We start from the raw sequence: 21,292 nt of genomic DNA, 5'->3' as shown, positions 1-21,292 counted from the left end.
AACCTTACGATTTCTATAACATTAATGTGCATAGCACACCTTTATAGGCGACTCGCTATCTCACGTAACCGTTGAATACGACTTTCAGTAGACGGATGCGTGCTAAATAACTGAGTCATAGTGGAAGAAATTCCACTTAAAGGATTAATAATAAACATGTGTGCTGTAGATGATACTCGGCTTTCACTCTGACCAGGCAGCACACCGAACTTAGCATAATGCTCGATTTTGGCTAACGCAGAGGCTAAGGACAATGGTTTGCCACTCATCATAGCGCCTTCCTCATCTGCTAAGTATTCACGAGAACGTGAAATAGCCATTTGAATTAAGCTTGCTGCTAAGGGAGCTAAAATGATAGTACCAATCAAGGCGATAGGATTGGAATTTTCCTCATCGTCACGGCCACCAAAAATAGCTGCCCATTGTAACATATTCGCCACCATTGCAATAAATCCTGCCATACTGGCTGCAATAGTACTAATTAATGTATCTCTATGTTTTACATGAGATAACTCATGAGCCAAGACACCTTCGATTTCATCATCTGTCAATAGATTCATAATCCCTGTTGTTACCGCTACTGCTGCATGTTCTGGATCGCGTCCTGTAGCAAATGCATTAGGTACCTCAGATTCAATAATATACACCTTCGGCATCGGTAAGCCAGCATTATGAACTAATTTCTTTACAATGTGAAAGATGTTTGGATTATTTTGTTCCGTAATTTCTTTGGCATCATAGGCACGTAATACCATAGAGGCACTATTCCAATAGGTGTAAAAGTTGATACCCAATGAAATGATAAACATCAGTATCATTCCAGAATGACCAGCAACGGCTTGCCCTATGACCATCAATAATCCAGAGAGTAGAGCCAACAAGGCTGCTGTTTTTATATTGTTCATGTATTCCTCCTACTTAGATATTTTTTAGAATATATATACTTGATTATATCATATAAAGTTTAAAAGAATCATGAAGTTTTCTATTCATATTTAATTTTCACAACTTTTGCCCCTTCGCGATCTGCATGGAGTACGAAACGACGGCAATCAATATCGTGTTCCATAAAGACAGAGCTCATAGCATCTGCCACGGTCACTGCATGCTCTGGAGAACAATAGGCAATTAAGGTAGACCCAGATCCACTTATGGTAGACCCGTAAGCACCATGCTCTTTCGCCGCTGTAAATACATCATCACAGTACGGTATCAATGTCTTACGATAGGGTACGTGTAGATAATCCTGTAACGCAACAGACAAATTATCCATGCGATTTTGTATCATAGACCCTACGAATAAAGTAGCAAACCCAACATTGGCAACGGCTTCTTTATAACTTAATTCCGTCGGTAGGACACTACGTGCGTATGATGTTTCTACAATCACTTCCGGCACCACTACAGCAAAGGTTAAATTGCTAGGTACATCGATGTGGGAATGAAATACTGTATCATGACCGCCTACGGCACAAACTAAATTACCCATAATAGCTGGTGCCACGTTATCTGGATGACCTTCCATATCATTGGCAATAAGTAATAGTTGGTCCTTGTTTAAAGGTTCTTTTAAATAGGCATTGGCTAATAGCAACCCACCCACAATGGCAGTAGAACTACTGCCCAATCCCCTGGATGGTGGAATTTGTGTGTTGGAATGGATATGACCATAGACTGGTGTCGCATTGACTTCTTGAAACACTCGCTCCATAGCAATACCCACGAGGTTTTGGCTGTGGTCTTCCTGTTCTAATAAGTCTGCTCCAAATCCCTCAAAGGTATAGGTATTAGAGGTAGCCTCTTCATCAGGCTCAAAAGTAAACAAATTATATAAATTAAGTGCTACTCCTAGACAATCAAATCCGGGTCCACAATTGGCACTGGTAGCCGGTACTTGTACCGTAATAGATTTCATGAAAACTCCTTTATTCAACCATGATGCGGATGACACTCCCCACTTCTCTAACGACACGTAAATGGTTGAAAGAATCGATTAAATTTTGAATATATGCATGAGGACATTTTGAAGTAATGATCGCTAATGTAGCCGTATCGTTATCTGCTTTACGCTGGATCACAGAATGAGCTGAAATACGTTGTTCCGCAAGCTTTGTGGCTACTTTCGCCAACACACCTGTAGAGTTATCTACAGTCATACGAATGTAATAAGCAGACTCAATTTTACTAGAACTATACATTGTTTTTTGCGGGTAATAGAATTGTTTCATTTCCCCAGTCTTACCTTGGGCTACATTGCGAGCTATTTCCATAATATCGCTGACGATAGAACTACCAGTTGGTAAGCTACCAGCACCACGACCATAGAACATGGCATCATCAAAACCATTACCTCGCAAGAACACAGCATTAAAAGAGCCACGCACTGATGCCAATGGATGTGTGTTGGCAATAAATGCAGGGTGTACATTTAAAGACAAGCCTTTTTTTGTTTCTCTAGCGATGCCCAAAAGTTTAATAGTATACCCAAACTCTTTACCAAATTGAATGTCACTAGCATCAATTTGCGTAATCCCTTCACAGCTTACATCTTCAAAGAAAATGCGCTTGTTGAAAGCGATGGATCCTAAAATGGCTAATTTACGAGCTGCATCATAGCCTTCCACATCGGATGTAGGATCTGCTTCGGCATAGCCTAATTCTTGTGCTTCTTTCAATACCTCTTCATAGCCTAATCCATCTTCGCTCATTTTCGATAGAATGAAATTCGTAGTCCCATTTAAAATACCCATGATTTCCGTAATTTGGTTACTACCAAAGGAATCATACAAGGCACGAATAATAGGAATCGCCCCTGCTACACTAGCTTCAAATCGCAAATCTACATGATGTTTCGTAGCAAGTTCCATTAAATAGGGACCTGCTTCTGCCAATAAATCTTTATTCGCTGTCACCACATGTTTACCTGCAATAATAGCTTCCTCAATACAAGTGCGGGCAAAGGTAGTGCCACCCATAACTTCCACCACAATGTCCACAGATGGGTCCTGTAAAATCTCTTTATAATCTGTTACAAATGTAGCGGTACTAGGCAGTATCACATGACTATATTTATCTGGATTTCTAACATAAATTTTGTCCACCGTAATCGGGACACTGATACGATTTTGAATGACATTTAGATTTTTTATTAATAATTCAACTGTACCTTGTCCCACAGTACCAAAACCCAAGAGGGCAATCTTTACGCCTTGCTTCATTCTATATCTCCTTGGGCACTAGGCTTGACCAATTAGTTCTACCTTAATAACTCCCTCTAATTGTCTTACCTCGTGCAATACATCTTCTACTGGTAATGTTAATTCCTTTGTTTCAAAAGAAATATTTACGTGAGCTACACCTTGTAGCGGTAAATTTTGATTGATTGTTAATACACTTCCATTATAATCTGCAATAATACGCAAAATATTGGATAACATGCCAGATTCATTGGAAATCAATGCATTAATCGATACGATTTTACCTTGTGAAAGTTCATAAAATGGAAATACATAATCTTTGTATTTATAATACGCAGATCGACTTAAATCCATTTTTTCAACGGCTTCATTGATCGTTTTTGCTTCCCCTAATTGCAATATAGATTTTACTTTAATCGTTTTTTTAATTGCTTCCGGAAGAATTACTTCATTCACTAAATAAAATTTGTCTTTTTTGCCTTTCATAGCCATAACTACACCTCTTTACTACATGTGGATACGGATCTTGCAATATGTTGTCCATATAAAGTTAACACTGAGTACATACCAATGAAAAATGGTACATATTCTGCTACAATTCGCCATGCCACCGCTACTAATCCCACTGTACCTACTGGAACAAAGGGAGCAAATAGATAGACAAATAAGCCTTCTGCAATGCCAGTGCCTCCCGGTGTTGGGGCGAAATATAAGATTAAATTTAATAAAATCATTCGATTTACTATTTCAACAATACTAATATCTATTGTAAATGCATACATTAAAGCCGGCGCTATGGCATATAAACAGAGCAAGCTTAATGCAGATTCAATAAATACAATCAAAGATTGGATCGGATTCGCATAGAGTAAACTAAGTCCTCCATTACATTCATCTAATTTTAATAGCCATGCCTTGGGATTTCCTTTTTTCATGACTCTCGAAATCCATGTTATAAATTGTTTCATAAGACGAGTTTGTAGCATATAAATGCCCACAAATGTGAAAATCACAACTAAAATGGAAATGCCTAATAGCTGAGAATTAGTAATATAAGGTACATCAATTTGTTCTGACAACAAGATGATAGGCAACATGACAATTAAAAATAAGATAGAGAATACGGTCCTCACTAGCACAATAGGTGCCGCTTTCCCAATCGGTACTTGATAGGATCTAAGAATCAATGCTTGCGCTACAGCGCCACCGCTGGCTCCTGGCGTAAGCATGGCCATAAAATAATTGCCAAAAATAACGCGCAAAATAGCTACTAAGGATAAGCTATATCCTCCCATACGTACTAAGCGCTGTAATCGAAGACCATCAAAATACATGCCTAAGGTTAGGGCCAACGCAGCTAGCCCTAAGGACGATAGATTAAAGGTACCTAGCGTAGCTAATGACTCCATATCGATGGTGAAAAAAATAGTAATCCCCGACACGATGATAAGTAAAAGTCCAATCAGTATACCACGCTTTACCATAGTACTCATGAATGTGCTCCATCATCCCATTGCCCATAATGAATGAGACTAATGCCCTGATCGGCAATATATTCCTTCACGACATGAGACATCATAGCTAATCGCTCCTCATCCCAATGGTATCCCCACGGATAGAGTGGAGCTAATTGAGAATTAGATGTACCTGGATGTGTCATAATTTCATGGACCCCACGTTTCCCAGCAACTTTTGAAAGTATGCCTAATAGAGCCTTTTCATTCAAGTAGCCTCCATTCATCATCCCCCAAAAATAAAGAGGAGACGAAAAACCAAGGTCACGAGACGTTGTGTAGGCATGTTGTGTAATCGCCGTCAAACCGACCTTACCAATCCAACGACCAATGGAGGCTACACCATTAAATAAAAATGGTGTTTCATCAGGCATACGAATTTTACTAATTCCATACCGCTTCATTTGCTCTGCTATCATAGGTAACACTTGTGGTAGTACATGCATATGTTGATGTCCATCTACATGAGTAATTGGTACTCCAGTAGACATGACTTTTTCAAATTGAGCTTGAATCTCTTTTCGTAGTTCTTGCCCTTTCACTTGTCCTGAAAATAGACGTTTCATAAACTCCGTATGAGTCTCAGGAAATCTGCCGTTAATAAGAAGGCTAGGGATTTCCTTTGGAGCACAAACTGGTTGTAATCCTCCCACTAAACAAATGTGGAGCCCCACACCTAATGTCGGCGTTGCTTTCGCTAGTTGAATCGCTTCCTCAAAGGCCTCCCCAGAGGCTAATAAAGACGTACTTGTAACAATTCCGTTTTGATGACTTTCTAGAATCCCATCATTAATAAGAGGATGTAAACCAAAATCATCTGCATTGACAATAAGACGTTTCATAATCACATTCCTGCACTTTCTGTACGCACTAAATGGATATTTGTACTATTATTTTACCAAAATTATTCTACTTTGAATAGACACAATTTTCGTTCTTGTACTTTATACATGCACAAAGCACCAGCTATAGCCACATTTAATGATTCCATAGGGCCATACATAGGAATGGAAATACGCTGTTCCACTCTGCGTAAGATGCTTTGAGAAAGACCATTTGCCTCATTTCCTAGGGCAATCATAGTAGGGCCTTCATAGGTAGGGACCTCATAGGACACACTATCTTCTAAGACTGTCCCATATAGATGGATTCCCTCTTTGGTTATCAGATTTTCTAAGTCGCTGTCGGATACATGCGTATAGATGGGAATTTTGCAAAGTCCACTCATAGTACTGCGCACTGTTTTTTCATTATATACATCCACCGTGTTAGGTGTTAAAAACATAGCTTTCACACCAGCTCCTACAGCAGTTCGAATCAAAGTCCCCATATTTCCAGGATCTTGTACACCATCGACCAATATATATAGTCCATTTGCATGGGCTGTGAAATCTTCTATGCGGGATTCTTTTTGGCATACCACAGCTAACACACCTTGTCCGTGAATAGTAGTATCAATACCTTTCCACAAACTATCGTCAACTACATATAGATCGACATGATACATTTCACACAGTTCTTGTAATCCTTCTTCGACCCCATTGGTACTTTTTGCAAGTACATAGCGAACATGGCCGGTAGGAATCATATCGACTACCGTCCGATACCCTTCCGCTACATATTCCCTATGGGTCTGTCTGTATTTGCGTTTATATAATTGCAAAACATGTTTAATTTTTTTATTATCCTTGGACGTAATCTGTTCCATATCTATCCTTTACTGAACACTGTGGCTGACTCATAGACAGCTCTTTTCTTTTATATAACTATGTTTCTGAAAGCACCTAGGCATTCCATAATTCATAGAATACCCCTTTTTTGGCTAATATTTCCTCAATCGTTCCTTGTTCTGCAATTTCTCCATCGGAAATGACGATAATTTTCGTAGCATCTCGTAGGGTCGATAAGCGATGAGCAATAGCGATAATCGTTTTTTCCCCTTTAATATCTACAATGGATTGTTGTAAAAGTTCCTCTGTATGACTATCGATATTGGAAGTGGCCTCATCGAATACAAGGACCGATTTATTTTGCACCAATGTTCTAGCCAATGACAACAATTGACGTTGACCTTGTGACAATAAGGAGCCTAAATAGCCTACTGGTGTTTTGTATCCTTCATCTAATCGTTCTACAGAGCGATGTAAATGAGCTTTCTTAGCTGCCATTTCTACCATATCTGAAGATATGGATGGATCGAATAAGGAGATATTATCTTCAATAGAGCCTTTAAATAAATGAGAATCTTGGAATACATAGCCCAAGGATTGTCGGATGATTCTAGGATCTATATCTTGTACATTAACCCCATTGATGCGAATCATTCCTTTGATAGGTGTTTCAAAGCCTAGTAATAATTGCATCATCGTCGATTTGCCACCACCAGATGGTCCCGCAATCCCTAGGAAGTCCCCTTCTTCTATGTGCCATGTAATATCTTTTAATACATAATTATCAGACCCGTCATAAGAGAAATATACATGATCAAACTCGATGGATGTAATCGTAGCAAAGGCATCTGGTATGACAATATCTGCTTCCACTTTTCCACTTTCAGATTGTAACATAGGAAGTATACGTTCTGCTCCTGCTAAGGCAGATTGTAAATTCCCATATTTTTCAGCAATTTCCTTGATAGGTTCAAAGATACGATTGATATATTGTAAAAAAGCGAACACTGTGCCTGCTTCTGTAATGGAATCGAAATACCCTGTCACCGTAAAGATGGCGATTAATGCAACAAAGAATAAGCCGTCTACAATAGGTCGGAAAATGGCAAATGTTTTCACTTCAAATAAACCAGCTGCCAAAAATTCACGACTAACTCGATCATAACTTCTTTCCATGATCATTTCCCCAACATAGGTTTTAATCATGAGAATGGCATTTAACATTTCTTGTACTGATGTATTGGACGCAGCCACCTTACTACGCACACCTCGAAAAGCTTTCCTTGCATATTTTCGATACACGAAGATAACACCTGTAAACACTGGCACTAAGCATAGTACAATCGTTGCTAATGTAGTGTCGATGAGGAACATAAACACAAGGATCCCCACAATCTGGAAGATACTACTACTAATTTTCACTAGCACTTCTGTGTATAAGGTACGAATGGACTCCGTATCATTGGTCACTCGTGTCACTAAATTACCTACTGGATAGGACGTGAACTCACGAGGACTCATGGTCAATATGTTTTCAAAGATAGTATTTCGAATATCGAATATGATACGCTGACCAAAACTTTGTAAGGCATAATTTTCTATCCCTAAGGCAATCATACCAAAGATGATCAATGCGATGTAGCCTACTGCATAGTTAGTAATGAGCCCCATATCCTTTGTAGCCACACCCACATCGATAAATTCTTTCATAATGACGGGACGTAGTAACTGCACTCCCAACACGAGTACGAGCATACATACGCCAAGGCACATATAAGATAGGTAGGGTTTGATGAAAGTGCACAATTGCAAGAGCACATGATAGTCTGTTTTTTGTTTAGTTCTCATCAGTAGTACCTCGCTTTTGTAACATCACTAATTGGTGATACATACCTTCTTGTTGTAATAATTCAATGTGCGTGCCCGACTCTATGATACGACCTTCATGGAACACATAAATACAATCCGCCTCCTCAAGGGCTTCTAAGCGCTGTGAAATACAGAGTATAGTTTGATTTTCTTGGGAGCGCAATGTATCTAGGATATGGCGCAAGCTATGAGCATCTAAGGCTGAGAATGCATCGTCTAACAGTAAATATCGAGCCTGTTTATAAAAGGCGCGAGCCAAGGATATGCGTTGACGTTGTCCTCCAGATACATCGGAACCACCTTCTTCTAAGGTCACATTTTTCTTATTCCCTTCAATGCGCTCCTCTAAATCTCTAAAGAGTCCTGCGCGCTGAGCAGCTTCTTCGATAGTCATCTTAGAGTTCATGGTTGCGTCAAATCCAAATTGAATATTATCCCGTATCGATACACTTAATAAGGATGGCGTAGATGGTGCATAGGCAATACTGTGGCGCAAGGTGCTAAGAGGAATATCTTGGATATCTCTTTCACCAAAATAAATGCTACCCTTAGGAGCATGTTGAATATCCAGCAATAGCTTAAACAAGGTAGATTTACCAGATCCAGGGCCCCCTACTATGCCGATGAAAGAGCCTTGAGGGATACTCATGGAAATATCTTTTAAAATGGGTTCTTTACTAGATGCATAGGTGAACGATAATTGATTGATACGAATCGTCTCTGGTGGTAACATCTTCGCATATTCCTGAATATCTTCCTGTGGAAGAGCAAAGAACTCCTCCATCCGTTCTAAGGAGGCTAAGCCCTTTTGCAAGACTGTCGCTAGGGACCCGATAGCCATAATAGGTCCAATGACAAGCATCACATACCCGTTAAGAGCCACAAACTCACCTACCGTCAATTCGCCGTTGATAATAGCTTGTCCACATACGTACATATTTAAAGCGTAGCACACAAAAGGTGCCATATAGGTCAAGGGCGTTAACAAGGAATCGATGCGAACTACAGATAAATTATTTTCATAATTTCTTTCATTCACCGCTGTAAAGCGTTTCCAACTATTGTATTCTTTATTAAAGGCACGAATTACTGCCATGCCTAAAAATAATTCTTGTGCATATTCTGTTACATCACTATAGGAACTTTGGGCATTCTTTTGACGACTTCTCAGATATTTTGAAAGTGTCAACATACCGTATACGATGAATGGCATCGGCAAAATAGTCACTACTGCTAACCATAGGGACATCTTTTGCACAAGAATACAAAACGCAATGACCCCAAAGAATAAGGCATCTACAAATAACATAACTCCTAATCCCAAAGATACACGTAAAGAGGTTACATCATTTGTCATGAGTGCCATCACTTTCCCAGGACCATGCTCATCGTAATAGGAAGTAGGGATACGTAAAGCATGATGAAATAACTCACGTCGCAAATAGAACTCAAAGTTACGTATGGATCCTAATAGCATGTGACGAGAGATAAATTTTAACACAGTAATTACAATGCCTAGCAGTACAAACAAGCCAACATAATGCCAAATTCCATCTTTTCCCACATATAATGTATTGATAGCTTCCCCCATCCAAGTAGGCACTAACAACAATAATCCATTAATTGTTAGAAGTAGAATGATACCAATAATATATTTATAGGAATGTTCTTTAAAAAAGTATCGGAATAAGTGAAAACCTTTCATAGGTACCCCCATTTTATGATAATTTCGATTTTTTTCGATAAAGATTATTTACTAACCTAATTGTACCATGATATAATATGAATATACAAAAGATATTATTCCGTTATTAAAGGAGGAACATACAATGGAAAAACGTACAGGTGTAGTAACATTTGCAGGTAACCCAATCGCTTTATTGGGCAAAGAAGTTAAAGTAGGTAACAAAGCTCCAGCTTTCACATTATTAGACAATGGTTTGGGTGAAAAAACATTAGCAGATTACGCAGGTAAAGTAAAAGTTATCTCCGTAGTACCATCTTTGGATACTGGCGTATGTGATGCGCAAACTCGTTGGTTCAACCAAAACGTTTCTAAATTAGGTGAAAACGTTGTTGTATTGACTGTATCCGTAGACTTACCATTCGCTCAAAAGCGTTGGTGTGGTGCTGCTGGTATCGACCAAGTAGAAACTTTATCTGACCACCGTGACCTTTCTTTCGGTGAAAATTATGGTTTCATTCTTGAAGGCTTACGCTTATTATCTCGTGGTATCGTTGTCATCGACAAAGACGACGTAGTTCGTTATGTAGAATATGTACCAGAAGTAACATCTGCTGTTAACTTCGACGCAGCTGAAGCGGCAACTAAAGCCTTAGTTTAATTGTTACTGAGTAAATACATAAGGGTGCAGTGATTCGTCACTCCACCCTTTTTTATTGGAAAGGTCCTTATGAATTATTTTTTGCAACAAGTGTCTACATTTTTTCAGTGGATTCTAAACTTCACTTTATTTTCTATTGGTATCGTATTAACCGTAGCTGTGTTAAATACAGCATTTTATATTGTGACGCTCATACCAGGTTTATTTACAACTGATGTAGCATATACTACATTTTTAGAAGAAATTATTAATTTCTTCCTATTCTTTGAGTTTCTATCATTAGTGGTGAAATATTTTAAAAATAACTTTCACTTTCCTCTTCGGTACTTTATCTACATTGGTATCACAGCTATCATTCGACTAATCATCGTATCTCACGAATCTTCTATGGATCTATTTCTATGGTCATCTGCAATTTTAGCATTAGTCATTAGTTTGGTCTTAGTTGTGCGATATGGAAAAGAACCTAATAGTAATGAAAGATTATAAATTATCATAGCAAAAGGACTGAACACAATGTTGTGGTCAGTCCTTTTTTATACTAAATACCTATTATAGAATATTACGAGTATACTCTGCATATAGAGCTTCTAATTCAACTACTTTTTCGTTCATTTCTACTTGTAATGCAGACGCTGTATCATAGTCGCCTTTCGCCAATGCATCAGTGATGCGTGTGAATAAAGATTTGCTGTCTACGCTATCTTTTGCTAGGTATAAGCGCAAAGTATTCACTTTGTTCCAGTTCGCACTATCAAAACCATCTGCTGCATCATGAATGGCTTGTAAGGAACGCACTAATTGAATATTAGCTGGAACAATACGGTTCGCTAATTCTAATTTCCAACGATTGATTACACCTGCCATGAAAGAATCCATCAAGTCTTTTTCAAAAGCACCACCCAAAGTTAAGGAGGCTACTTTTTCAGGATTGTTTGTATAGCCTTGGATATTTTCCCATACAGTAGCAGGGGCTTTACCAAATTTACGATCTCGTTCTTCTGCTGTGAAATCATCAAATACGTCAACTTCAGAGCGATATTCACGGGATGCTTCTAGATAATCAGCTGGTTCCCCTTCTTTTTTGGACAATTCCGCTAAAATCTCTTCTGGTGTTTTACCAGATGTGATGACATATTTCATTCCATCGAAAGCAGATAAATAAATCAATGCTAATGCTGTGTATGTGTTTGTATATGGGTTTGGAGAACGCAATTCAAAACGCGTTGCCATCGGTGTATCCACATCGCGAATCAAGCCACAAAGAATAGTACGGTTACGGCTTGGCAACGCAGGATCTGTACCCAAGGATGTAACGATACATACAGGTGCTTCAAAACCTGGTTTTAAGCGGTTTAAGGAGTCTGTTGTGGAGGAAATAAATGGGTTAATCGCTTCGTAGTGTTTTAATAGCCCCATAATAGCTCCATATGCCAATGGGCTAGCATGTTCTTTGCGTAAATCAGCTGGGGAGAACAAGTTGTACACTTTGCCATTTTTCATTTTTACCATCACACCGAAATGCGTATGCTCACCAGAACCTGCTACACCGATGATTGGTTTCGCATTGAAAGTAACATCTAAGCCATTTTCACGGAATACTTCACGAACGATGATACGAGCTTGTAACTCATTGTCTGCAGTTTGCAATGGATTATTTGTATATTTCCAATCAATTTCTAATTGTTCTAATACCCAGTCAACATTACCCTCGTCATCTAGTTTCGCTTTTACACCGCCAACCTCTTTATGACCCATTTCTGCATGTAAACCATATTTATCCAATAAGGACACGGCTTGTTCTAATGCAGTACGAACGGAACCATGTGTACGTTGCCAGTATTGTTCTTGTAATTTTTGAGATACAGATAACGCTTTTGCATCTACATTTCTGGACGGTGTTTTCACCCAAAATTCCAATTCTGTAGCAGATGTAAAGATAACGTCAGCGATTTCATTAGCATCGATAAATTCCATGCCTTTCACTTGGTTCGCTTGTAATAATTTCATCAATTCTTCTTTTACATATTCACAGCTACGTTTTAAGATAGATCGAGAGTCTACATAACGATCGCAATGTTTCAAGAATGCTGGAATACGAAGTGTACCCGTCGGTTTGCCTGTAGCTTCATCAATATGTTCATAGTTGTAGTCAACAAACCAGTTTACACTAGGGTCACCCCACATATCGACACGAGCATTGTTCAACGTAGCAATATTTGTCAATACAACAGAAGAGCCGTCTGTTTGTACTGCACGACCTTCAAAGAAAGATTCATAATCATCAAAGAATTGCTCCATTGGAATTTTTTCATCAGTATCATTACCCGCTAAATCAACACCGACTAAAGATACAAAACGAATTTCTGGATGTTGTTCTAGTAAGGCAAGAACACCTTCTTTACCATATTGGCCTGCTGGAATGTAATATAATAATTCTTTGCTCATGATAAACCTCCTCATAATAAACAAAAAGACTCCAAGAAACTAGGTTTCTTAGAGTCCTCATTGACTTAGTATTATATTATGTGATTATAGTAACATAATCAATTAAGTCTGTCAACACATTAGTTGACTTTTGCAAGTTCTTCTTTGACAATCGCATTGACTAACTTGCCATCTGCACAACCCTTAGTCTTTGGCATAACCAACGGCATAAGGTCACCCATCTTAATTGGTGCAGTTAGGGTAGAAATCGCTTCTACCACAATGTGACGAATTTCTTCTTCACTTAATTGGGCAGGCAAATATTTGGCTAATACTTCCATCTCTGCTTTCACTTGAGTAACTAAGTCATCACGATGACCTTTCTCAAACTCAGCTAAAGAATCTTGACGAATTTTCATCTCTTTCGCTAATATAGCGATAATGTCCGAATCTTCTAATTCAATTTTCTTGTCGATTTCTGTATTTTTTATGGCGCTATTTACCATGCGAATGACTGAAAGAGCCACTTTACCCGCTTCGCGAGCTTTCATAGCTTCCTTCATATCTGTTTTAAGCTGATCTTTTAAGGACATGTTGTACCTCCAAGATTGACTTACGCTTTGAATTTGCGTTTTCTTGCTGCTTCAGATTTTTTCTTTCTTTTTACGCTTGGTTTTTCGTAATGTTCGCGTTTGCGTACTTCAGACAAAACACCTGCTTTTTGGCAGGAGCGTTTAAAACGACGAAGTGCACTTTCAAGCGATTCATTTTTACCGACTTTAATTTCTGACATCTATATCCCCCCCTCCAAAACGTATAATGGAAGTGCAGGTAATTTATATACGCACATACAGATATTATAAGCAGTTGACATATATTTGTCAAGCCTAGTCCCCTATAGTTTCTAGGAATTTATCTTATAATTTCATTTCTATGCCAAAATGGAACAGCTGACCATCAACATATAGGTCTTGATCTTGTCTGTTTCATAAATTATCAATGCCTACCCTATTAAACTTTAAAATAGTTAGACAATTAATAGGCTCTATATAACACTATAGATATAACATAGGCTTAACTATTACTGCGATATACTGATAAATAGCATTACCCTTGAAAGATCGCCTGCGCTTGTTGTATTTCATAACGCAATTTTTCTTCATCAATAGTGAGAAGTTCTTTATCTTTCATCACTACTCTACCACCTACTAATACAGTATTAGCATCGGAAGAGTTAGCGGCATAGACTAAAGAGGCTACGTCATTATACCGTGGTTGCCAATGCAATCCAGATGTATCGTAGAGAACAATATCTGCTCTATATCCTACATCTAATACACCAAGATCATCATAATCTAATGCTTTGGCACCCATCACAGTTCCCAATTCCCAAGCTATTTGAGCAGGTATTGCCAATGGATCGTATAAACGAGCTTTGTGTAACATAGCTGCTAACCGTACTTCTTCTAGCATATCTGCATTATTGTTACTAGCAGAACCATCTGTGCCTAAGCCTACCACAATTCCTTTAGCAAGCATTTCTGGCACCGGTGCAATACCACTGGCTAATTTCAAATTCGATTGTGGATTATGTGCAACACGAACAGATTTTTCTTTCATAATATCCATATCTTCATCAGTAACATGAACACAATGAGCCGCTAAACAGCCTAAATCAAACAAGCCTAAGTCATTCATATGTGCAATAGGAGTTTTACCAGTAGCTTTGATAACATTTTCTACTTCTCCTTTAGTTTCGCTTAAATGCATATGAACTTGTGCTCCTAACTCGTGACCTAATTGAACCACTCGTTCTAAATACGCATCAGGGCATGTATATGGTGCATGAGGTCCTAGCATCACCTTAATCTGATCTTGGTTATAACCGTGATATGTTTTAAATAATTCTTTACTTTCTACTAGCGCTTGTTCTGCCGTAGGCGCTACACCAGCCATCCCCCGTGATAATACAGCACGAATACCTGTTTCTTTAACAGCCTCAGCCGTTTGATCCATAAAGAAATACATATCACTAAAACAAGTAGTACCAGAACGGAACATTTCTGCAATGCCTAACTGTGTACCCCAATAGACTAAGTGATTATTCAATTTAGCTTCCGCTGGCCAGATGGCAGTTTGTAGCCAATCCATCAGTTCCAAATCGTCCGCATAATTGCGCAATAAACCCATAGCAATATGCGTATGCGTATTGATTAAACCCGGTGCAGCGAGCATGCCTTTCCCATCAATTACTTCTTTCGCTTGAGGGACTGCATCATTAGAAACAAATTCTTTAATGTATCCATTTTCAATGACAATAGCATTATCTCTTACAATTGAATTTTCTTGTAACACATCTACATGTGTGATAACAACATCAACCATGTTCAACTCCTATTTCCTTTTCTTTTCTTGTAAATTGCGAATACTTTCGTTAAACGGAGGTCGTAACACACCTTCTTCTGTGATAATAGCGGTCACTAAATCATGAGGTGTTACATCAAAAGCCGGATTCAATACTTCAATGCCTTGCGGTGCCGAAGGAACGCCTTGGAATTGCAATACCTCTTGAGGATTACGCATTTCAATAGGAATATCCTTACCACTTGCCATAGAGAAATCGAATGTACTATACGGAGCAGCTACATAAAATGGAATATTATGATGTTTAGCTAATACGGCAACACTATATGTGCCAATCTTATTGGCCACATCACCTTCTAAAGTAATGCGGTCAGCCCCCACAATCACTGCATCAATAAGACCCTGTTGCATAGCATAACCAGCCATATTATCTGTTTGTAATGTCACAGGAATACCATCTTCGTGAAGCTCAAAAGCAGTTAGTCGAGATCCTTGCAATAAAGGTCTTGTTTCATCTGCATACACACGATCTAATTTACCTTGTGCGTAGACTTCTCGAATCACTCCTAATGCGGTGCCTATCCCTGCTGTAGCCAAAGCTCCTGCATTGCAATGTGTCAAAATACGATAAGATTCTTTATCTTGGAATAAGGTAGCACCATGTTTTGCCATACTTTCATTTAAGGCAACATCTTCAGTATCAATGGCGATAGCTTCTTTTACAAGAACCGCATCTAACTCGTCAATGTCGCCTGTGAAAGTATCTACAACACGCAATACTCGATCAATAGCCCACATTAAATTAACAGCTGTCGGTCTAGTTTGGCGTAAGGTTTCCGCAAAAGCTCTAAATTCAGATAAAATCTCTGCACTAGCACCACCACGATGATAGCTTTCACGGAAGGCAAGAATTAATCCATAGGCAGCAGATACACCAATAGCAGGGGCCCCGCGCACACGAAGCATTTTGATAGCTTCAGCCACTTGCCGCCAGTCAGTACAACGTATATATTCCACAGATGTAGGTAATTTCGTTTGATCTAAGATAATAACTTCCGATCCATTCCATTCAATACTTTTCATACTGTTCCCTCCATAGAAACAAGTAGCATTAATGTGTTTCTTCGATTAATAAGGTTTCCATATCTTCCTTAGAAAAGTGATATTTTTCATAACAGTAGTGACAAGTTAATTCTGTTACTTCATCTTGGGCTAATTCTTGTTTATCATGCAAGGGCAAACTTGCTAATCGATCAAAAAATCGTTCTCGACTACAAGGACATGCAAAATGAATATGCTCACTATAGACTTCTTGTACAGTAAATCCATCCAAAATGCGTTCCATTAAATGTTCCGCATTAGGATTTGATTTCAAATAATTAGTCACAGGTCCAATGGTTTTCAGATTTGCTTCAATTTTATCAAATGCATCATTTGTCACATCTGGTAAAGCTTGTACTAAAAAGCCACCTGCCACGATAGTATGATAATCTGGATCTACTAATACACCAAGGCTTAATACAGATCCCACTTGTTCAGACATAGCTAGATAATAGGCTAAATCTTCCGCCACTTCACCCGTTTGAATAGGGCTTTGGGAAGTATAGTTTTGACGAAGTTTAGTAAACCTAGTCACTTGAACTTCTCCATTACGTCCTACAGCAGCCCCCACATCGAGTTTTCCTTCTCGCAACAGTGGCACATCTACATGGGGATGGTCCACATATCCTCGTACAGTATTATTGCTGAATGCATCGACGTGAACACTGCCCAAAGGTCCATCACCACGCAATCGAATGCTTACATTTTCATCATTTTTAAAATCACTAGCCATTAGCATAGCCCCGGTCATAGTACGACCTAATGCGGCTGTTGCTACGGGCCACAAATCATGGCGAACTCTCACCTCTTCTACGGTATCAGTAGTTACGGCAATGGATAGACGTAACCCTTCCGCTGTTGTATAACGTTTAATAAAATCCACGGATATCCTTCTTTCTACATAGATTCCAATAGATTGATCATTTCGATAGCACCCATAGCGCAATCGAATCCTTTGTTGCCTGCTTTTGTACCTGCCCGTTCAATAGCTTGTTCAATATTCTCAGTAGTCACTACACCGAACATAACAGGGACACCAGATTCTAAGGATACATGAGCAATCCCTTTTGCCACTTCGTTACATACATAATCGTAATGCGTTGTAGCACCACGGATAACAGCGCCTAAGCAGATAACAGCATCATACTTACCAGATTTTGCCGCTTTTTGTGCAATCAATGGAATTTCAAAAGCACCTGGTACCCAAATAGTAGTAATGTTACTATCTTGCACGTCATGACGCAATAATGCATCTTTCGCACCGCTGATTAATTTAGATGTGATGAACTCATTAAAACGGGAACCGATAATAGCAAATTTCTTACCTGTACCTATTAATTTACCTTCTTGAATCATTGTCATTCTCCTTTATTCATATTAGACATATATGGACCTAAGCACTCTGTATACTATGTGTCATTTTCATATATGATTACAGCATATGACGCATTTTTTCTTTTTTTGTATTTAAATATTTTGCATTAATGCTATTTGCTTTAATAACGATAGGAACACGCTTAGATACAGTAATGCCCCAACGTTCTAAATCCTCTTTTTTTTCTGGATTGTTCGTTAATAGCTTAACACTTTTTACATCTAATTCTCGTAACATTTGTGCTGCTAAGGAGTATTCACGCATATCTGGAGGAAAACCCAATTTTACATTTGCTTCCACTGTATCATACCCTTGATCTTGTAGTGTATAGGCTTTAATTTTATTCGTTAATCCAATCCCACGACCTTCTTGGCGCATGTAGATAACAATACCTTCTCCTTGCTCTTCAATAGAGCGCAATGCATTTTCCAATTGTTCCCCACAGTCACAGCGATGAGAACCAAATACATCTCCTGTTAAGCATTCAGAATGAATACGCATCAACACATCAGATTTTCCACGTACATCACCTTTTACAATCATAAGATGTTCTTTGTGATCTACTTCATTTTTAAACACAATGATGCGGAACTCACCGAACTTTGTAGGTAGTTTTGTTTCTGCTGCAATGCTTACTAATCTATCGTGTCGCTTTCTGTATTCCACTAAAGCTTCTACAGAAGCAATCTTTAAATTATGTTTTTTACTGAAAGCCAATAAATCATCCATACGTGACATATAGCCTTCATCATTGGTAATTTCACAAATTGCTGCCGCAGGATATAATCCAGCTAGTTTACAAAGGTCAATAGACGCTTCTGTATGGCCCTGGCGTACTAATACTCCACCTTCTTTATACCGCAATGGAAATACGTGTCCAGGGCGTCTAAAATCTTCTGGTTTTGAATTTAGATCAATAAGTTTTTGCATCGTTACAGCACGTTCTTCTGGAGAGATACCAGTGGTAGTATCCACATGGTCTACTGACACAGTGAACGCGGTTTCATGATTATCTGTATTTTTTTCTACCATTTGATGGATACCAAGACGAATCAAGTCTTTTTCTAACATAGGCGTGCATAGCAAACCTCTAGCCTCTTTGATAATAAAATTAATGCTTTCACGAGTGGCAAATTCAGCCGCCAATACTAAATCACCTTCGTTTTCTCGACTTTCATCATCTACAATAATGACAGGTTTACCTGCTTTCAAATCTTCAATTACTTCTTCAATAGTATTTAATGTATAGGACATGTATATCATCCTTTCTATAAAAAGCCGTTACTTAACAATGTATCCATCGTTACCTTTCCACTTTTAGTCGGCACCTCTTGAGGCCCTTTCATAAAGTGTTCAATATAACGACCGAAAATATCTGTTTCTAAATTCACTGTAGTCCCTATGGAGGCATATTGTAAAATGGTGTTTCCAATGGTATGAGGAATGATGGAAATTTCAAACCAACCAGTTCCCACTTTGGAAACGGTCAAACTAGCTCCATCCACAGTGATAGACCCTTTGTATATAACATAGTGTAGAATAGCATCATCGGCAGCGATACGGAACACAATGGAATTACCTACATGATCTTTACCGATAATCTTGCCCTGACCGTCCACATGCCCTGCCACTACGTGGCCACCGAAACGACCGTTGGCAGCCATAGCTCGTTCTAAATTTACCTTACTTCCTGCTGAAAGATTTATTAATGATGTCATTTTAACTGACTCTGGCATCACATCTGCTGTAAATCTTTGGGCTCCTATGTTCGTGGCTGTTAAGCATACACCATTGACCGCTACGGAATCACCAATTCTTAAATCATCGAAAATGATAGTTCCTGCAATTTCAAGGGTAAGCGAGCTTTGGGAACGTTTTACACTCTGTATGGTCCCTATTTCTTCAATGATCCCCGTAAACATAAACGCCTTCTCTTCCTCTTCGATAACTAATTATTTTCATATTATCACCAACAGCCATCACTTCATCAATATCTAGCTGTACTGCTTCATCTAAACTAGAAAAGCCTAAACCACCCACAGCTGGTGTAGCTCCAATACCTCCAATAATACGATTCCCAATGTAGGTTACCAATTTATCAAAGGATTTTGTTTCCACAAAGCTCGCCACAACTTGGCTACCACCTTCAATGAGCAAACTCATGCATTGACGGGCACCTAACTCTTCTAGAATAAACGATAAATCTAGACCTCTTTCATTAGATGGTGTGACGATCACTTCCGCTCCTTTATCACTGAAAGCGCCCATTTGTTCCAATCCACAGTCTTCCCCTACGAATATAGTAATCGCTCGGTTCGGTACTGTCCAAATTGTTGCATCCAGTGGCGTTCGACCTTGGGAATCTAGAATATATAAATGTGGTTGCTTCTCTACCGTTTCCTGTGGTATGCGACAACTTAGTAGGGGATCATCTGCTAGGATTGTGCCAACACCGACTAACATGCCGTCTACTTCTTTACGGATGCGATGTCCATCAACGCGGGCCTCTTCATTAGTAATCCATTTTGATTCACCACTGGCAGTAGCAATCTTTCCATCCATAGACATGGCTGATTTTAAAATCACAAAAGGCTTACCTGTTTTAATATAGGTAATAAAGGCCTCATTCATTTCCACACATTGTCGCTCTAATACACCAACCTCGACTTCTATGCCCGCCTCTCGTAGCATCTCTAATCCTTTACCAGCAACTAAAGGATTGGGATCGATCATTCCGATGACAACCCTTGAGATACCTGCAGCAATAACACGTTTAGCACAAGGTGGTGTTTTCCCATAATGTGAACATGGTTCAAGTGTTACATACAAGGTAGCGCCTCTAGCATCCATACCCGCTTGATGTAAAGCATATACCTCTGCATGGGGTTCGCCTGCTTTTTGATGATACCCTTCACCAATGATGCGACCATCTTTTACAATAATAGCCCCTACCATCGGATTCGGAGAAGTACACCCTCTCGCTTTTTCTGCTAATTCAATTGCTTTTGCCATATATTTTTCATCAGTTGTCATATGTGTCATGGCTCACCTCTACACAAAAAAAGGGACTATTTTCATAGTCCCTTTAGCATTCCAAATATTTGATAGCCTCCATAATCGCTATCAATATACTGTCTTTTCCCATCCAGACTTTACTGTCGGTTCCGGAATATTACCGGATCTGCTCATAAGAGCTTGCGGACTACTATACCGCCGGTCAGGAATTGAGGTTTCCCTCGCACCTTGCCTCAAAGACTCCATTATTTGATGTTTGTTCTTATTTCCTAAGATGAGTTTATTGTATCATACATTGCTTGATATAGCAATGAAAGTTGCCATTCAGAGTAACTATATATGAACGACATATGATATTGTCATAGTATAAACATAAATGAATTTGTCAAAGCATAGTACAATCTATATAGATAGG

Annotated in this window: 21 protein-coding genes and 1 riboswitch; of the genes, 2 read left to right on the top strand and 19 right to left on the bottom strand. The window is 38.9% G+C overall.

Translation table 11 applies throughout. From position 1 onward, the window contains the following. Positions 1-41 precede the first annotated feature (41 nt). From htpX to EO125_RS07080, 9 genes are all read right to left on the bottom strand, one after another. Positions 42-905 carry a zinc metalloprotease HtpX gene (gene htpX, locus EO125_RS07120; protein WP_127148284.1) on the bottom strand — a complete coding sequence of 288 codons (864 nt, stop codon included), beginning with the start codon at positions 903-905 and terminating at the stop codon, positions 42-44. A gap of 80 nt (positions 906-985) precedes the next feature. Then, entirely contained in the window at positions 986-1,915 is a 930-nt protein-coding gene (gene thrB, locus EO125_RS07115) for a homoserine kinase (RefSeq protein WP_127148283.1), read from the bottom strand. A gap of 10 nt (positions 1,916-1,925) precedes the next feature. After that, positions 1,926-3,218, bottom strand: coding sequence for a homoserine dehydrogenase (locus EO125_RS07110; RefSeq protein ID WP_127148282.1), 1,293 nt, complete (start codon positions 3,216-3,218; stop codon positions 1,926-1,928). A gap of 18 nt (positions 3,219-3,236) precedes the next feature. Beyond that, positions 3,237-3,689 carry an ACT domain-containing protein gene (locus EO125_RS07105; RefSeq protein WP_206168375.1) on the bottom strand — a complete coding sequence of 151 codons (453 nt, stop codon included), beginning with the start codon at positions 3,687-3,689 and terminating at the stop codon, positions 3,237-3,239. A gap of 2 nt (positions 3,690-3,691) precedes the next feature. Further along, positions 3,692-4,690 carry a lysylphosphatidylglycerol synthase transmembrane domain-containing protein gene (locus EO125_RS07100; protein ID WP_127148281.1) on the bottom strand — a complete coding sequence of 333 codons (999 nt, stop codon included), beginning with the start codon at positions 4,688-4,690 and terminating at the stop codon, positions 3,692-3,694. Beyond that, positions 4,687-5,553, bottom strand: a complete 867-nt coding sequence (locus EO125_RS07095) for a ChbG/HpnK family deacetylase (RefSeq protein ID WP_127148280.1) — start codon at positions 5,551-5,553, stop codon at positions 4,687-4,689. The genes EO125_RS07100 and EO125_RS07095 overlap by 4 nt, the downstream gene beginning before the upstream one ends. A gap of 62 nt (positions 5,554-5,615) precedes the next feature. Next, entirely contained in the window at positions 5,616-6,419 is an 804-nt protein-coding gene (locus EO125_RS07090; protein WP_127148279.1) for an RNA methyltransferase, read from the bottom strand. Between the two features lie 76 nt (positions 6,420-6,495). Continuing rightward, complete coding sequence (locus EO125_RS07085; protein WP_127148278.1) at positions 6,496-8,229, bottom strand: ABC transporter ATP-binding protein; 1,734 nt, start codon at positions 8,227-8,229, stop codon at positions 6,496-6,498. Then, a complete protein-coding gene (locus tag EO125_RS07080) occupies positions 8,219-9,955 on the bottom strand; it encodes an ABC transporter ATP-binding protein (RefSeq protein WP_127148277.1) in 1,737 nt (578 codons plus the stop codon). The genes EO125_RS07085 and EO125_RS07080 overlap by 11 nt, the downstream gene beginning before the upstream one ends. Positions 9,956-10,079: 124 nt before the next feature. Here EO125_RS07080 and tpx point away from each other — a divergent pair, with 124 nt between their 5' ends. After that, positions 10,080-10,595 (top strand): thiol peroxidase, encoded by a 516-nt coding sequence (gene tpx, locus EO125_RS07075; protein WP_127148276.1) that lies wholly within the window; start codon positions 10,080-10,082, stop codon positions 10,593-10,595. 69 nt (positions 10,596-10,664) lie between these two features. Beyond that, a complete protein-coding gene (locus tag EO125_RS07070; RefSeq protein ID WP_164726474.1) occupies positions 10,665-11,084 on the top strand; it encodes a phosphate-starvation-inducible protein PsiE in 420 nt (139 codons plus the stop codon). A 63-nt stretch (positions 11,085-11,147) separates the two neighbouring features. Here the strand turns inward: EO125_RS07070 and EO125_RS07065 are convergent, their stop codons facing one another. The 10 genes from EO125_RS07065 to ribD form a co-directional block, all read right to left on the bottom strand. Next, positions 11,148-13,043, bottom strand: coding sequence for a glutamine synthetase (locus EO125_RS07065; protein ID WP_127148275.1), 1,896 nt, complete (start codon positions 13,041-13,043; stop codon positions 11,148-11,150). A 119-nt stretch (positions 13,044-13,162) separates the two neighbouring features. After that, a complete protein-coding gene (locus EO125_RS07060; protein ID WP_127148274.1) occupies positions 13,163-13,615 on the bottom strand; it encodes a GatB/YqeY domain-containing protein in 453 nt (150 codons plus the stop codon). Between the two features lie 20 nt (positions 13,616-13,635). Continuing rightward, positions 13,636-13,815 (bottom strand): 30S ribosomal protein S21, encoded by a 180-nt coding sequence (rpsU, locus tag EO125_RS07055; RefSeq protein ID WP_009353131.1) that lies wholly within the window; start codon positions 13,813-13,815, stop codon positions 13,636-13,638. A gap of 314 nt (positions 13,816-14,129) precedes the next feature. After that, on the bottom strand, positions 14,130-15,407 hold the full coding sequence (locus EO125_RS07050) for an amidohydrolase (protein WP_127148273.1): 1,278 nt from the start codon (positions 15,405-15,407) through the stop codon (positions 14,130-14,132). A 9-nt stretch (positions 15,408-15,416) separates the two neighbouring features. After that, a complete protein-coding gene (gene mtnA / locus EO125_RS07045) occupies positions 15,417-16,469 on the bottom strand; it encodes an S-methyl-5-thioribose-1-phosphate isomerase (RefSeq protein ID WP_127148272.1) in 1,053 nt (350 codons plus the stop codon). 28 nt (positions 16,470-16,497) lie between these two features. Further along, complete coding sequence (gene hslO / locus EO125_RS07040; protein WP_127148271.1) at positions 16,498-17,370, bottom strand: Hsp33 family molecular chaperone HslO; 873 nt, start codon at positions 17,368-17,370, stop codon at positions 16,498-16,500. Positions 17,371-17,384: 14 nt separating this feature from the next. Beyond that, a complete protein-coding gene (ribE, locus tag EO125_RS07035) occupies positions 17,385-17,849 on the bottom strand; it encodes a 6,7-dimethyl-8-ribityllumazine synthase (RefSeq protein ID WP_164726473.1) in 465 nt (154 codons plus the stop codon). 70 nt (positions 17,850-17,919) lie between these two features. Then, positions 17,920-19,116, bottom strand: coding sequence for a bifunctional 3,4-dihydroxy-2-butanone-4-phosphate synthase/GTP cyclohydrolase II (locus tag EO125_RS07030; protein WP_127148269.1), 1,197 nt, complete (start codon positions 19,114-19,116; stop codon positions 17,920-17,922). 14 nt (positions 19,117-19,130) lie between these two features. After that, positions 19,131-19,784 (bottom strand): riboflavin synthase, encoded by a 654-nt coding sequence (locus EO125_RS07025; protein WP_127148268.1) that lies wholly within the window; start codon positions 19,782-19,784, stop codon positions 19,131-19,133. After that, positions 19,765-20,895 (bottom strand): bifunctional diaminohydroxyphosphoribosylaminopyrimidine deaminase/5-amino-6-(5-phosphoribosylamino)uracil reductase RibD, encoded by a 1,131-nt coding sequence (gene ribD, locus EO125_RS07020; protein WP_164726475.1) that lies wholly within the window; start codon positions 20,893-20,895, stop codon positions 19,765-19,767. The genes EO125_RS07025 and ribD overlap by 20 nt, the downstream gene beginning before the upstream one ends. Positions 20,896-20,991: 96 nt before the next feature. Then, positions 20,992-21,122, bottom strand: a riboswitch (FMN riboswitch). Positions 21,123-21,292 lie beyond the last annotated feature (170 nt).

This window comes from Veillonella sp. VA139 (genome assembly GCF_003992005.1).
In the GTDB taxonomy this organism is placed as follows: Bacteria; Bacillota; Negativicutes; order Veillonellales; family Veillonellaceae; genus F0422.
The sequence above is the reverse complement of the archived record's forward strand: the minus strand, read 5'-3'. Positions and strand labels throughout refer to the sequence as shown.